The 14,926-nt window shown below is 61.9% G+C and carries 13 protein-coding genes; 3 read left to right on the top strand and 10 right to left on the bottom strand.

Annotation, left to right across the window (positions count from 1 at the left end; all coding sequences use genetic code 11):
* Positions 1 to 546: 546 nt before the first annotated feature.
* Entirely contained in the window at positions 547 to 1,632 is a 1,086-nt protein-coding gene (locus tag MLGJGCBP_RS47685; RefSeq protein ID WP_442972124.1) for an IS110 family transposase, read from the top strand.
* Positions 1,633 to 2,011: 379 nt separating this feature from the next.
* Here MLGJGCBP_RS47685 and MLGJGCBP_RS52820 read toward each other — a convergent pair whose 3' ends face one another.
* The 10 genes from MLGJGCBP_RS52820 to MLGJGCBP_RS47630 all read right to left on the bottom strand — a co-directional run bounded on the left by MLGJGCBP_RS52820 (position 2,012) and on the right by MLGJGCBP_RS47630 (position 12,209).
* Complete coding sequence (locus MLGJGCBP_RS52820) at positions 2,012 to 2,326, bottom strand: Mu transposase domain-containing protein (RefSeq protein WP_442972127.1); 315 nt, start codon at positions 2,324 to 2,326, stop codon at positions 2,012 to 2,014.
* 319 nt (positions 2,327 to 2,645) lie between these two features.
* Positions 2,646 to 2,966: a hypothetical protein gene (locus MLGJGCBP_RS47675; RefSeq protein WP_160099202.1), complete on the bottom strand. Its 321-nt coding sequence runs from the start codon at positions 2,964 to 2,966 to the stop codon at positions 2,646 to 2,648.
* Between the two features lie 156 nt (positions 2,967 to 3,122).
* Entirely contained in the window at positions 3,123 to 3,281 is a 159-nt protein-coding gene (locus tag MLGJGCBP_RS47670) for a hypothetical protein (RefSeq protein ID WP_160099204.1), read from the bottom strand.
* 638 nt (positions 3,282 to 3,919) lie between these two features.
* On the bottom strand, positions 3,920 to 4,237 hold the full coding sequence (fdxA, locus tag MLGJGCBP_RS47665) for a ferredoxin (protein WP_160099206.1): 318 nt from the start codon (positions 4,235 to 4,237) through the stop codon (positions 3,920 to 3,922).
* Positions 4,238 to 4,495: 258 nt separating this feature from the next.
* Positions 4,496 to 5,878, bottom strand: coding sequence for an FAD-dependent oxidoreductase (locus MLGJGCBP_RS47660; RefSeq protein WP_201453212.1), 1,383 nt, complete (start codon positions 5,876 to 5,878; stop codon positions 4,496 to 4,498).
* A gap of 674 nt (positions 5,879 to 6,552) precedes the next feature.
* Positions 6,553 to 6,759, bottom strand: a complete 207-nt coding sequence (locus MLGJGCBP_RS47655; RefSeq protein ID WP_160099208.1) for a ferredoxin — start codon at positions 6,757 to 6,759, stop codon at positions 6,553 to 6,555.
* Complete coding sequence (locus tag MLGJGCBP_RS47650) at positions 6,756 to 7,988, bottom strand: cytochrome P450 (protein WP_160099210.1); 1,233 nt, start codon at positions 7,986 to 7,988, stop codon at positions 6,756 to 6,758. Before MLGJGCBP_RS47650 ends, MLGJGCBP_RS47655 begins: the two co-directional genes overlap by 4 nt.
* 118 nt (positions 7,989 to 8,106) lie before the next feature.
* Positions 8,107 to 8,604: an ester cyclase gene (locus tag MLGJGCBP_RS47645; protein WP_160099212.1), complete on the bottom strand. Its 498-nt coding sequence runs from the start codon at positions 8,602 to 8,604 to the stop codon at positions 8,107 to 8,109.
* 1,156 nt (positions 8,605 to 9,760) lie between these two features.
* Positions 9,761 to 10,747, bottom strand: a complete 987-nt coding sequence (locus tag MLGJGCBP_RS47635; RefSeq protein ID WP_160099214.1) for an AraC family transcriptional regulator — start codon at positions 10,745 to 10,747, stop codon at positions 9,761 to 9,763.
* Positions 10,748 to 10,964: 217 nt separating this feature from the next.
* Positions 10,965 to 12,209, bottom strand: a complete 1,245-nt coding sequence (locus MLGJGCBP_RS47630; RefSeq protein ID WP_442972125.1) for an acyl-CoA dehydrogenase family protein — start codon at positions 12,207 to 12,209, stop codon at positions 10,965 to 10,967.
* Positions 12,210 to 12,825: 616 nt separating this feature from the next.
* Between MLGJGCBP_RS47630 and MLGJGCBP_RS47625 the strand changes: the two genes are divergently transcribed.
* Together MLGJGCBP_RS47625 and MLGJGCBP_RS47620 are read left to right on the top strand one after the other, a co-directional pair.
* Positions 12,826 to 13,656, top strand: coding sequence for an IclR family transcriptional regulator (locus MLGJGCBP_RS47625; protein WP_160099218.1), 831 nt, complete (start codon positions 12,826 to 12,828; stop codon positions 13,654 to 13,656).
* On the top strand, positions 13,653 to 14,825 hold the full coding sequence (locus MLGJGCBP_RS47620) for a CaiB/BaiF CoA transferase family protein (RefSeq protein WP_160099220.1): 1,173 nt from the start codon (positions 13,653 to 13,655) through the stop codon (positions 14,823 to 14,825). Before MLGJGCBP_RS47625 ends, MLGJGCBP_RS47620 begins: the two co-directional genes overlap by 4 nt.
* Positions 14,826 to 14,926 lie beyond the last annotated feature (101 nt).

Raw genomic sequence — 14,926 nt, 5'->3', positions numbered from 1 at the left:
AGGTGCTGACGGACAGTGATCGAGGCATCGGCGGGCACGTGACGCAATGAGTCCGCGGCCGAGTCGGCGCTAGCACTGGCCCATGTGAGCCTCGACAGTGCTGAGACTCGCGTGAGCCGACGCAATAGGGCGCAGTTCGCTTCCCTCCTCGGCGAGGGTCGTCGAGGAGGGAAGGCATCGTGGACCTGTATTGAATCGATCATCCGATTCAATAATCGGAAGTGTAAGTTCGTGGGGAACGTGAGTCAAGACACATTCTGCGATTATGTGGACGGCGGCAGCGGTGAGGCGACGAGTACCAAATCACCGCTCTCACCTGCGAAGTTGCCCTAACAGTCGTCGTAATTTGTTCGCCGCGGCGACCGCCTCAAGTCCGGGTGAGATCCGTTCCTTTTGGCGGTGCGGGCGACCACCGGCTCCGGCGGTCGTCATGGCGAGTTGTTCTAGACGGTATGGGGGTGGCTGGGGCCTCGCTCACATGTGAACGTGGGTTACCGACAGGAATGTGGTCCCGGCCGGTAGAGCCACAAGATGTGGGAGGCCCCAGTGATGAGTCAGCGTACGAGTGTCGGGTTGGACGTGCACGCGCGGTCGGTGGTCGCGTGTGGTCTCGATGGTGAGACCGGTGAGATGTTCGAGCGTCGGTTGACGCCGGATCATCATGAGATCCTCGTGTGGATCCGTTCGTTACCGGGGCGGGCGGCGGTGACTTACGAGGCGGGTCCGACAGGGTTTGGTCTGGCCAGGTTCCTGCTCGCGGCCGGGATCGTGTGTCTCGTGGCGGCGCCGTCGAAGTTGCAACGCCCGTCGGGCGATCGGGTCAAGACCGATACCCGCGATGCCCGGCACCTGGCCCGACTTTTGCATCTGAGTGAAATTGTGCCGGTGACGATCCCGAGCGTGGAGCAGGAAGCTGCCCGCGATCTGGTCCGGGCACGAGAGGATGTGCGCGGGGACTTGATGGCAGCCCGGCACCGCATCTCGAAGCTGCTTCTCCGGCAGGGAATCGTCTACTCCGGCGGAAAGGCGTGGACGGGTAAACATCAGGTGTGGCTACGGACGCACACGTTCACCGTCCCGGGACTGCAATTGGCATACGACACCGCGTTCGACACCATGCTTGCCACCGTCGATCGCCGAGACCGCCTGGATGCGGCGATCGCGGAGATGGCCGCGGACAGCGTATACACACTGGTGGTGAGCAGGCTCGGGTGTCTGCGCGGAATCTCGACGTTGACCGCGTTCGGGTTGGCCGTTGAGATCGGAGACTGGCAGCGACTCACCGGACGGTCGATCGGCGCCTACCTTGGCCTGGTGCCCACCGAGTCGTCCTCGGGCGCGTCACGCTCGCAGGGGTCGATTACTAAGACCGGCAACGCTCACGCCCGCCGACTGCTGATAGAGGCCGCCTGGCATCACCGCCAGCCCTACCACCATCCCGGTGTGGATCTGCGGCGGCGGTGGGACCGGGCCACCCCGTCGGCGCGGGCACGCGGACAGCAAGGCAACCGCCGCCTGTACGGTCGGTGGCAGAGCTTCGATCAGCGACGCAAGCGACCAGTGGTCGCCAACACCGCCATCGCCCGTGAGCTCGCCGGCTGGTGCTGGTCGCTGGCGATACTCGACGGCTGACCGCCGCTCCACAAGTGTCCGGATGACCCACCAGGGTGGTGACGGCCAGCGCCTGGGAGTGACCCGCGAACGCCCTATGAGCAATCCCTAACTCCGCGTTGGGATCACGCTCGATCTCTAGACCCGCGAACCACTCCAGCCGAACAGTCCGTCCTGCGGTAACCAACCCGCGCATATCAGACTGACAAACGCGTCGATGCCGACACGCTCGCCACCACCTAGGGGGCCTTTTCGGTCAAAAGGAACGGCGTCCACGACGACGGTCGTGGACGCCGCTTCACTCTGCCCTCTTGACAAACCTGATTCCATATCAGGGCGTGCACGTGATCGTGATCGCGGACATGGACCCCGGCACCGTCCGGGGCGAGTCGGTGCCGGGCTATCGTGATCTGCGACGCGGTGACGATGTCGATACCTCCGACCCCAGCACGCGGGTGACGGTGACCTGGGCGGACACCAGTTCCGGCGGTACCGAGTACCGGTTGCCGCGGAAGACACCAGTAGCGTCTGCCGGGACAGGGTCGGCTTCGGTGCGGATCGCCGGATACGGCGCCGCCGGAAGCACTGTCAAAGGTTCGGCGGCCGCCACCGACGCCACCGATGACTTGCCGTTGGGAGGCACGCCGCCGGGTATCGTCGCGAACCCGGCAGAACTCGTCCAACATCTGTTGTGCTTGTTCGACCGTGACGTCATCTGGCAAGGTGCGCCACCACCGCCCAAGGCAGTGTGGTTGGCTTTCTCCACCACGACTCCTTTGCGGTTCCCGGCTTTGGGTCCGGAACTCGCTGGCGGTTGACCTTGAACAGCTCGAACTTCGCAGTCATCGCCCCTCACGAGTCCACGGCGGTCGCGGATAAAGCCCCGACCGTGCAACCCCTCGATGGCAAATACGCACGATCCCCCTGCGTCTGCTCGACGGAGCCTTCCCGGTTTGTACTCAGGCCGTCGTACAAGGCGAGCCGACGGCCGCCGTTCACATGCGACGTCGGAGACTCCCGGGAACGCGTAGGTGTCAGACCACCGCGTCGTAGTCGTACCTAAAGGTCCAGTCCCGGTAGGACCTGTGGGGAACGAGCCGCTTACCGGACTGAGTCTTCCGCAGGAACTCGCCGACCTTCACAACATCGTCCGCGGGAAGACCAGCTGCCTGGCACTGAGCTTCGAACAACTCGGGCGATACACGAGCGCGGGACCATCGGGCCCGCTCGTTCGTGAGGCTCGCCTTGAGCTTGGCTTCCTCATTCCACTTCATCGATCCGCCGGACATCTTCGCGCTGCGGGCAAGGTACCCCGCGATCTTCGCGATGTCCTCAGGAACCTCCGTCGTGTCCATGTAATCGATTCTCCCAGCTTCGATCACCGCATTGACAAGAGGTGTCGCCTGTTACCGCTACCCTGTCCGGCCCGGGTTCGCCGCTCGGTTTCGAACCGGTCGCGACACCAGCACCTTTGTCCGGCTGTGGAACTGCCCGTTTCATCCGCTCGCCGATCAGGCCCCGATCTGGTCTGCGGCATCAACCACGCCTTCGTGACCGGGGTCCTCACCGGGCTCGGTTCCCACGGCGTCGAAGATGAGAACGATTCCGTGCCGGGATGTGGCCTCGCGGAGCGCTTCGAGGAATCCGGGCCTCGCGACGAGCTCATACATCGCGGTCCTCGTCCCCTGGACAGGGCGCTGCTGCGCCGAACTCCGCACACCCGAAGCAGGTACGGCGACCACCGAAATGTAGTCGCTTATCCCCGCGCCGAGTCCGGTTCTGTCGCTATCGGGCCGCGGTGTCCCTTTGTGCATCGCCGCGTCGGCGACCGCTTTCGCGAGTTCTTCGTCGATAACGCCACCGGTACGGGCGATAACGTGGTGCGGGTGGTGGCAACCCGGTTGCTCGTGCGGATGTGATCAGGTTGGTCGTCACGATGATGTCCGTGCCAGCCATCTGCCGGAACGATTCGAGGGAGACATCGCAGTTGAGGCGGTCTTCTGTCCAATCGTGTCTATGGTTTGTCCAATCCTCGCAGGCTGAACGCCTCATGGCAGCGTGCCGACCAGTTCGAGCGCTGTCATCGGTGTAGGTCCGCCCCTTCATTCTTAGAACGACGATGGGTTTCGGGCGGGCCTCCGCGGTGGACAACATCAACGGCACGACACGCGAAAGGCTAGGACCCGAGCAAACCCCTTTGGGTCGGTGGGCGAGCTGATAGTTCGACAAAATGCTTGGCCCGCCGACCCGCCGCTCCGCGTCCACGGCAACTGACAGGCTTATTCAGCGAAATGTTCGAAGTAGGGGCTCATGGAGCGGGTACTCGAGTCTTCACGAACTCAGGATCAAACGCGGTTGGTCCGACCTTCGTGGCACCGCCTGGGCTACCTAGATCGCTGAAGTACTCAACGTTAGCCGTGATGTACTGAGTCCACTCCTGAGGTACATCGTCTTCGAAGAAGATCGCCGTAACCGGACATATCGGTTCACAAGCGCCGCAATCGACACACTCGTCGGGGTGGATGTACATCATGCGTGCCCCCTCGTAGATGCAGTCGACTGGGCATTCTGCAGTGCAAGCTTTGTCGAGTACATCCACACAGGGCTCGGCAACTACGTACGGCAAAACTGACTCCCTCTCGGTAAATCGTACGGTCGATACGCAACAGGGATATCGCGAGTGAAGATCGACGCGCGGAAGTTCTTGAGTCCGACTTTGGTTATGTACTTGTCAGTGATCAGATCTCGAACTGACGATGGATGGTCCGACCGCGTTGGATGACTGTCGGGTTCGGCTACCAGAGCATGGCTTCCTACACCAGAAATGCAGGGCATGATCGCGCGGTCCACTGTGACGTCGAACGCCGAAGACAGATCGGCAGCGTCACCGCCGTGCGGTGTCACGATCAACACCGCTGATGGCGATCATCGCTGCGCGATCCACCACCTTCACGCGCTCGCGGTCGCATTGCGCTCCGAGTTCACGCTCGTGTGCGTCGAGACGAAGCCATCCCCTCAATGTGGTGTGCTGCACGCGACGCGACAGTAGGAGCGCGTCAATCGAATTTTGATCGCGATCGACTGCCCTCGGTAGTACCGAGAGGTCCTCGAGTAGGCTCTTGACGGTTTCGGCGGCGTCGCTGCGTGTCCGCCCGATCAAACCGACGGGACCTCGCTTGATCCAACCGTTCACATAGATCCCGGGAAGCGCGCCACCGTGACGGTCGATCACCCGACCTGCGATATGTGGCACGACGGCTCGGTTGTCATCCCATGGCAATCCGGGCAGCGTGGTGCTGCGATATCCTATGCACCGGTACACTGCCTGGACCGGCCACTGGGTGTGAATTCCGCTTCCCGCCGTCTCACCGTTGCCGACATATTGCGTCCGCTCGGTGCGGAGCGCCACGACACTGTCGCTTCCGACTACCTCGACTGGGTTTTCGAAGAAGTGTAGGTGAAGTTTGCGAGGGCGCCGGTCACGGGCCCTGGTCGCATACTTCTCCAATTCTCTTGTTACCATGCGTATTTGACTGTCCTGCGCTTTCGCGGCCAGGCTTGCCTCGTCAAATGTGATGTCCGCCGGGTCGACGATCACCTCGACGTTCGGTGACTCGTCGAGTTCACGTAGTTCGAGCGGGGTGAACTTTGCTTGTGCGGGTCCGCGCCGAGCGAAGAGGTGGACGTCACGAACCGGCGACGATTTCAAACCGCGATAGACGTTGTCGGCGATCTCCGTGCTGAGCAGTTCATCTGCTGTCTTACTGAGCATCCGGGCGACGTCGAGAGCGACATTGCCGGCGCCGATGACCGCGATACTCTCGGCGGTGAACGGCCAATCCGCGGGGGCGTCGGGACTACCGTCATACCACGAAGCGAACTCCGCTCCGCCGAAGCTTCCGGGCAAGCCGATGCCGGGGATATCGAGATCACGGTCTTTGCTTGCGCCGGTAGCGAAGACCACCGCGTCGTATCGGCATTGAAGGTCCGCGAGATCGATGTCGACTCCGAATTGCACATTCCCTAGGAATCGGACCTGCGGGAGTTCAAGTACCTCATGCAGAGCTTTCACGATGTTCTTGATGCGAGGATGATCGGGTGCGACACCGTATCGGATCAGGCCGTAAGGTGCGGGATGCCGGTCGAAGATGTCGATCGAAACCGGGACATGGCTCCTGGCAAGCGCAGCCGCGACGTAGATTCCGGCGGGACCCGCTCCGATGACTGAAATGCGGGCAACCGTGCTGGTGTGTGCTGAGCAATCGATATCGCCCGGTCGATCGGTCAGTGGGTCGGACAATTGGCCGGCCTTTCGTTGGTGTTGTGGGCGGTGAGGCTGTCTTCTCACCCGCAGTCGGCGGGTTATCGCAGAACGGAGCTCTGTGCCTTCTCGTTTTGTCACGAAGCGGAGCTCCGTCTAAGCGCGCGCTGCCGTCACTGCATAGCCTGTACGGCTCGTGTTGGCCGCGCTTGGGATCCTCGTCGAGTTCGACGACGACCTGACCGGCGCGGCCGCCCGGACGAACGACCGCATTCGTGGTTCCACCGGGATTCACCCGCCATTTGAACGATTCTCTGTCCATACGAGACCCATGAGGCCGTACTGGGAATCCTGTCCAGACGGCGGACCGCGGTCGGCATCCGGAAGAAGCGTACGTCCCCTGACCGCTCTCGCGGCCCAAGCAGGCACCCGGGTCGGTGCCGCTTGGCCGCGGACCTCCTCCGACTTCTCGACGCACAGACCGCGACGCTGCCGAGTGGTCAGGGCGCCGAGATTGTCCTACCGAAAGCGTGCCGATTCCCTGAAAGTGACTTTCGGCACGGATCTTCAGCAACGGCAGAGCAGCACAGTGGATGCGAGATCTGCTTGGACACACGCGGCCTCTCCGATTCGGATCGGGGTGACACCGTGATTAGGCGACCGATACAACAGCGGAAAGGCTAGGGAAGGTTGGCGAACACTCTGATCGCTTGTTCCGGGCAAACGCCGACCCCGTCTTCGACTGCTTGCTCGTTTTCGGGCGGTACCTCGACTGTCCGACCGATATCCTTGTTGTAGCCGTCGTCGTCCTTACCGAATACCTCGGGAGCGACCGCATAGCAACGGCCCTGACCGGAGCACAAAGCCTCATCAACAATATATTTCATTGCTGAACCTCCTTTGGTCCGGGAGTGAACACCAATGGGAGCTTGTCCATATTCCGAGTGATCGTGCTGTTGCTGTAAACCGGCTGTTCCCCGCTGGCCATGGTGATATCGGGGAGGCGACGGAGAATTTCCTCCAACGCGACAGCGGCTTCCAGTCTGGCGATGTGAGACCCAATGCAGCGGTGCGGTCCCGACGACCCGAACGCCGGGTTGACTGCAATGTGGCGATCGATGTCCACCTCGTGCGGATTGTCGAACACCTGCGGATCGCGGCAAGCCGCCGCGAACGAGAGCATCAGAAAGTCGCCCTTGTCGATCTTCTGACCCGCCACCTCGGTATCGCGCGTCGCAGTCCGCCCCAGGGCAACGATGGCCGCGTAGTATCGGATGAATTCCTCGATGGCACCGCGATGTAGCGAGGGATCTGCCGCAAGACGAGCCCGATCCTCGGGATGGGTCGCCAGATGGTGTGCCATACCAGCGAGCAGATAAGTGGTCGTGCCGATGCCTCCGGCAAGCAGGTCGATCAGAATGAACAGCTTGTGCTCCCATGAGCACGGTTCGCCGTCCTTGTCGAGTACTCCAGTTAGGATGACGTCGACAAAATCGTTGCGCGGCGGCTCCTTCTCGCGCATCCTGAGGTACTTGTCGAGGAATTCCGCAATCTGTCCCCACGCCTGAGGACGTTGGTCCATGGGTCCACGCATCGCTATGTCCGTGGCCTGCTGGATGTAGGGGAGCTCACTGAGAGGGACGCCGAGGAACGTTGCGAAGAACACGCGTCCGGGCAGCTGTGCCGCGAACTCGTCGACGAAATCACAGCTTCCCTTCTCGATGAATCCGTCGATGAGTTCGGTGATCTGCTCGCGAATGCTCTCGGTGCGCGTTTTGATCGCTCGGGGATTGAAATAGGGGCCGAGCGCGGTGCGCCAACGTGTCTGATACGGGGGATCGAGCTCGACGGGATAGAGTTTCGCGCCACCATCCTCGCCACCACGCCCGGGCTCGAATCCACCCTCACTGGAGAATGTTTCCCAGTCCTGCGAGCACTCGCGAACGTCCTCATATCGGCTCACTACCCAGTATCCGCCGGCGACGTTGCTTCGCGCCATCGGGCACTTAGCCACGAGCTCACCTAGGACCTCTTCGTAGTTCTCCGCGAAATCGGGTGCGTCGAGGTCGAAATCGTTGAAATAGTCGCGACGATCGATCTGGTCGTCTATGGTCATTCGTTACTCCTTTGCTCCGTGATCTTCACTGTCGCCGCAGCTGCGCCGGTCGAGACCTCATCGCCCAGTGGTTCTAGCGCCAGGAATCGGAGCTCGTGTTGTGAGTAGGGGCGGTTGTTTATTGCGTTGTGTCCCAAGGTGTTCCCTGGGAAGCGTCCTCCTCGCCACGCATTTGACGGAACAGTCCGTCGTTGTCCCAATAGGCACGCTCGGCAATCAACTTGGTCGGGTCGTCACCGAAAATGTAGAGCCCGCAGAAGGGGAAGGAGATGAATTTTCCCGAGGCGGGAACACCCGCAAACTCGGCCGAATGGGTTCCGGTGACAACGCCTTCGCGCACACAACAACCCGGAACGTCGTAAGTGTGGGTGACCTTGATGTGCATGTCCGGCAGGACACTGAAGAGCATGTCGTAGAAGTCGGCGACGCCCTGAAGCCCCTCGAAATGGGTGACACCGGGGACCACGTCGTAGAAGACGCCCTCGGTGGCGAAAGTCTCCTTCAGAACTCGGCTCTGTTCGCCGGCATTCTCCAGAGCGACATGGTGTTCGACGCACTGACGCTGAGCCTCGATCCTCTCGGCATCGGTCCACTTCTTCGTAACGCTGGCAGTCATCTGTATTCGACCTTTCGAATCCGAAGTCTGGATCGTGAAAATCCCTTGCCGCCGACGGTACGTCGATGTGGTCTGCATCACTATCCCCGCGGCGAAGCTGGACTATCCTCATTCCGAACCTTGGGGGGTCCCGTAGGTTGTTGACTATCGGTCGTTCGGCAAGTTTTCCGGATCCCGGTGTTTCCGGGAAGTTGGGACGGGCATAGGCGCGTGACTGCACGGTGGGGCGTTGCCGTCCCTCGGTGTTGGCGAACGCGCTGTCTGCGATTGGCCGGCGGTCCACGTTCGTTCCAATTCAATCGCCGACTGGTGTCGATATCCGTGACCATGAGAAAGTGGATCTAGCGCAACTTTCGTGATTTCTATGGGGCGCTTGACTATCCGGCGTATATGACGCGTTTGCGGAGTAAGTCGAAGTTGGCTCGCCGGTACATCTGCCGTTTGAGCATCTTGCTCCTGTTCGCGTGCCCGTCGGCGGCGCCGGAACTGTGCGGCAGTGTCAGCCCCGCTGTGACGGCGTCGAGATCACAGACCAGGCCCGCAGCGAACGATCGAAGTACCAAATGCAGGAGTAGGACCCACACACCGTCTTCTGCGCACCCGGAGAATCCTCACCCGACCTCGTCGATGCAGGTCAGTGACACGCCAAGCGGCTTCACGAAAAATGCGCCAGATCCACTTCTACTTGGCCATTGACAGTCGACGGACAACTGGCCGGACAGTGAGGTGCTGGACGTGCGGGCGGCCGGGTATCACCTCATGTGGCATTTCCACGCGCGCCAACAACCGGACTGGTTCGTATCGAGCGGTGCTCTCCATATTCGGGCAGTGCCCAACCGCCGCCTCGACCAGATCGACCGGGGACGTAACGCAAGACGAGACCGCCTCCATACCCGCACCAGCAGCCAGCAGGTGGCGACACTGAGGACGAAAATCGGCTTGCCGCCGAGCCGTGCGATCCAGCTTCGTTCCGCGCTTGTCAGTGACTGGCCGCCCACCCCCGCGCACGGGACCGACCTAGCCGGGTGCTTGCAGATCTCAGCTCACAAACTCTCGAATTGGACGAACGCTGCTTGGGTTCCGAACCACCCGCCGACGTCACCAGTCGGTGGATAGGCGGGCGAAGTTGTTCGACAACGATTCAAAGGAATCGATCTCAACGGCCTCGGGCCATAGTCTCCGACGGCAGGACACCGAAGCGGCGCTTGTACTGACCGGCGAAGCGGCTCAAATGATAGAAGCCCCAACGAGAGGCGATCTCGGTGACGGTACCGCATTCAGGACCCATCAAGAGTTCGGCATGGACGCGCTCAAGACGCACATCCCGGACGTAGGTACTCGGGGAAACCCCCACCAACTTCCGAAAGCCTGCCTGCAACGCCCGCTCGGTCACTCCCGCGACCTCCGCAAGATATGGCGTGCTCAGATCCCGCTCGGGATAAGCATCGATGTAGTCGAGCACCTTCCGGATCCTGCTAGGGCGGGGTTGGCGCACGTCCGCGCGCACGAGCTCCGAATACTGGTGTTCGACTGCGAAGAGCAGCTGAGTCAAGATGCTCTGTTCGAGGTGCTCACGAGCCAAGGAAATGGTGGAGAGGCCATCAACACGCGAAAGCTCTCTCCACAAAAATGCGACCGACGCCTGAAGAGCTTGAGCCGCGCCGGTTCCCAAATTGACATCGAGCGCAAACGTAGGCGAACTGTCGATTGGCTGGTTGATCAACCGTGCCAACTGCATCTCGAGTGCCTCCTGCGGCACTTTGAGAACGTGCTGTATAGAGGTGGGAGTCCACCGGACGGTCAGTGAACGCATTGGGGGAAGTATTGCGGCATGACCGTCACCGATCTGCGCGCGTTCGGTTCCGTCCTCGACGACGCATCGCCCTTGTAACGGTAGACAAACATGGTACGACTTTTCGGTGGGCGCGATGTCGAGGGAGACATCGGCACCATAGGTGAGATGCCCGATTGTCAATCGCCCCGATTTCGAATACTGATGCCGAAAATCGAGTTGTCTGTGCGTGTGCGCCTCAAGACGATGTGAGGCGTATACCTGGTCGATGTAGGTGCGAGCTTCGTCGAGATCGTGAGTTATCAGAGGATCGGAGATCCCGGTGAATGGATCAGTATCGCTAGAAGTCATCTCTGTTCGACTCCTTTCCCACCGCACGCCGTCGCTGTGGGGAACGTGCACCGCTGCCGAACCTACTCGCTGAAGCACTGCATCTCCACGATGCGTCACCGTGCTCAAACCTTCATCATCCTCGGTCAAGCTCAGTCAATCAGGTCACCTCAGCCAGGTCGGTTGGAGGATGATCCTACTGCTGTCGGGTCTGTCGAAGATTCCGCTCTATTGGTTCTCAGGACCTCGCTTCTCGGAACAGCGAGCGGCCGATGATGTGTTTCATTACCTCGATCGAGCCGCCGCCGATGCGAGTCATCCGGGCGTCGACGTAGGCGCGCGCGATGGGGTATTCGGACATGTATCCCCAGCCGCCGAACAGCTGGAGGCATTCGTCCATAACTCGGCCCTGTAGCTGTGTGGTAGTCATCTTGACACTGGCAGCGTCGACGGCGTCGAGGCCTCCCTCGACGTGCAGCTCGATGCAGCGATCGACGAGCACCCGTTGGGCGAGCACATCGGAGTGCAGTTGGGCTAGCGTGAACTGGGTGTTCTGGAAGTCCGCGAGTGTCCGATCGAACATCGACCGGTCGCGGCAGTATTCGATCGTCCATTCGAGCGCGGCCTCGGCTGACGAGACCGCGCGGACGGCCTGAACGAGGCGTTCCTGGGCAAGCTCGGTCATGAGGTGATAGAAGCCGCGGCCCTCCTCGCCGAGTATGTTCACGGCAGGGACGCGCATGTCGGAGAAGAACAGCTCGGCGGTGTCCTGGGCCTTGCATCCGATCTTGCCGAGCTTGCGTCCGCGGTGGAACCCCACGGTATCTGTCTCCACCAGTAGGAGGCTGACGCCCTTGGCGCCGGGTGCGTCATTGGTGCGGCAGGCCAAGACAAGCAGATCCGCGGAGTGGCCGTTGGTGATGAATACCTTTTGCCCATTGACCACGAAGTCGTCGCCCTCCCGCCGGGCGGAGGTTCGCAGATTCTGTAAGTCGCTGCCGCCAGAGGGTTCGGTCATCCCCACCGCTGTGACGATGTCGCCGCTGAGCATCGGCGGCAGCCAGCGCTGCTTTTGCTCCTCGGTACCGAAGTGCACGAGGTAGGGCGCGATGATGTCCGATTGGAGGTAGAAGGTTGGGGCAGTGGCCCCGACCCGGGCCATCTCCTCGATGATCACTGTGTTGTGCAGAAAGTTTCCGCCGGCGCCGTCATATTCCTCAGGAACGGAGGGGCAAAGGAGCCCGATCTTGCCTGCAGCGTGCCAGACATGCCGTGGGACTATCCCATCCTCCTCCCACTGCTCGTAGTAAGGGAGGATTTCCTCGGCGATGAAGCGTCGGGCGGTCTGACGGTAGAGATCGTGCTCGGTCGAGAAAATGGTGCGAGGGATCACGGCTTTTCCTGGTTCCTTAGGTCGGTCAGTTGGCGGGTGCTCGGAGTGGGCCGAGATCCTTACATGGGGTGCGTCTGCATTCGTGGCCATGTAGGCCGCTGTGCTGACGGCACCGCACTGCAATTACCTACTGGCGCGCATGGCCTCCTCTACGAGGATCGCGGGCCTTACCGGCTCAGCCCCACAGCGTGTCGATTACAGCGGGCCCTTTCGTGCCGTGCAGCCGTTCGATCGTGTATTCGTCGTCCGCGCATGCGTTCGGCGACCAGGCGTCGGGTCGTTCCAGCGTAGGTGAAAACCGCGACGGACTAGATGGATTGCCCGAAGCGAGGGGCGCTGGCGAAGTATGGCGAGAGCGTGCCGGTCATTTCGTGGTTCGAGCAACCCAGCACCTCGCACACTCACGAAAACCTTGATGTGAGAGTCCATCTGCTGGGGGAGTGAGCGAGATGCGCGCCCCGCTTGGTTGTGGCGGGCGGTCGGTCAGTGTCTGGGGTCATCAAGAGGCGGACCGCCTTTCTCGAAAATGGATTCCGCATCTCGAATCTAAGAAGATTGTGCCTCGTGTGTCAAGGGTCATTGACGGTCACCTTGTCGGCTGACCTGAAGTCTCCGGCCCTCCGGGTCGAGGCCGCTCGTATCCCGAAATCATTTCCCAATTTCGGAATAGGCGAGCTACCATCGGCCTGTGCGGCAAAAGGAATCTGTGCGGCAAAACGAAACAGCCGATTCGGTGGTGCTGATGGGCAGCAATGACAGATATTCGCGGACGTTCGACGTCCTCGAACTCTTGGTAAGTCGTCCCGACGGGATGACTGTCACCGAGATCAGCAAACGACTCGACCTACCGATGAGCAGCAGCCACAACCTGCTGAAGCGGATGGTGGCGACCGACGTCGCCGCGGTCCGAGAGGATCTGCGGTACTCGCTGGGCCCGCGCGCTATCCGGCTCGGTATCCGGATCGTCGACGGACTGGAGGTGCGGGCAATCAGTCGCCGGCACCTGGGCGAGCTGGCCCGACAAACCGGATACGACGTCTATCTGGCTGTTCCCTTCGGCCGCAGGGTCGCCTACGTCGACCGGTTCCAGGGCTCGCGACCGGTCACGGTAGACATCCGGCTCGGTCAGTCCCTATACCTGCACGCGACGGCCGTGGGCAAGCTGTTCGCCGCGAATGACCGGCAGTTGCGCCGCCGGCTTTTCGCCGGCGACCGGCAGCAGTTGACCAAGCACACCCTGGTCGAGGACGCGGAACTCGAGCGAGAACTGGACCGCATCGCCGAGCAAGACTTCGCTGTCAGTCGTGAAGAGGCGATCATTGGCGTCGTGGGGATTGCTGTACCCATCCGAGCTGATCACAGCACGGTGGTCGCGGCGATCCACCTTTCCACGCTCAGCAATAGTATTGACGCGGAGGCAGAGCGGGCGCTCATCGAGTCGGCGGCCGCCACCGCGGTGCTGGTGGAGCGGGACCTCGGCCGAGTCCACCATGCCGACCCGTTGAGCGGACCCGAGACCGGAGACACTGGACAGTGACATCGCGTGCGGCCGCCGCAGGACCCCTCCATGGGGTCAAGGTGCTGGAGTTCGCAGGCGTCGGGCCTGCCCCGTTCAGTGCCATGATGCTGAGCGACCTCGGTGCGGACGTCGTGCGTATCGACCGGCCAGCGCCACACGGACCAAGCCAAGACGGTGGGATGTCCTCGATGACCGACGGCATCCTCGGCCGCGGCCGCCGATCGATCGCGCTGAACCTCAAACACACCGACGGACTCGCCACCGCGCTCGAGCTCGTCGAGGGCGCTGACGCTCTGATCGAGGGCTTCCGGCCCGGCACCATGGAGCGGCTCGGGCTCGGCCCTGAGGAGTGCCTCGGACGAAACCCGCGACTGGTCTATGGTCGCGTGACCGGATGGGGTCAGGAAGGGCCTTACGCGACCGTCGCAGGGCACGACCTCAACTACATCGCGCTGGCAGGCGCTTTGGCTCCGCTGGGACGCCGGGCCCTGCCACCGTCACCCCCACTGAACCTCGTGGGAGACTTCGGTGGCGGCGGCATGCTCATGGTCTCCGGGCTCCTGGCCGGACTTATGGAAGCAATGCGCTCCGGGCGCGGCCAGGTGGTCGACGCCGCAATGATCGACGGCGCTGCCTATCAAATGACGATGATGTATGAGCTGTTTGGCCGCGGTGCGTGGGTCGAGGAACGCGAGTCCAATCCCAACGACGGCGGCTCGCACTTCTATGACGTCTACGAGACCGCCGACGGTGAACACGTCGCGATCGCGGCGATGGAACCCCAGTTCTACGTCGAGCTGTTGAACCGGGTCGGCCTGACGGACTCCGGCCTACCCCAGCAGTGGGACCCGGAGGGATGGCCGGAGGCATCCCGTCGTTTTACCGAGATCTTCCGTACCCGAACGCGTGACGAATGGTGCCGTTTGCTGGAAGGTACGGATGCTTGCTTCGCGCCGGTTCTACGGATGAGTGAGGCGCCGAGCCATCCACACAACGTCCACAGGAAGGCATTTGTGACCGTGGACGGCGTGGTGCAACCCGCACCGGCGCCGCGGTTTTCCCGGACACCCGGCTCCGTCGCCCGGCCCGCAGCCGGCGTCGGCGAGCACTCCGACGAGATTCTCACCGAACTCGGTCTTCCCGCAGAGCGGATAGAGGAACTTCGGATGGCGGGCGCCGTAGGCTGAGCCCATCAAGTGCTCGGCCGACGCAGTCCGGTCAGATGTCGAGGCCGAAGTTACGGCCATGAGGACGAACGAACCCCCAGTTGAGCTGGGGGTTCGCTGCT

It is taken from the genome of Rhodococcus sp. T7 (genome assembly GCF_009872365.1).
Taxonomy (GTDB): Bacteria; Actinomycetota; Actinomycetes; order Mycobacteriales; family Mycobacteriaceae; genus Rhodococcus_F.
Note: the sequence above shows the minus strand (reverse complement) of the source record. Positions and strands in the feature narration are given on the sequence as shown.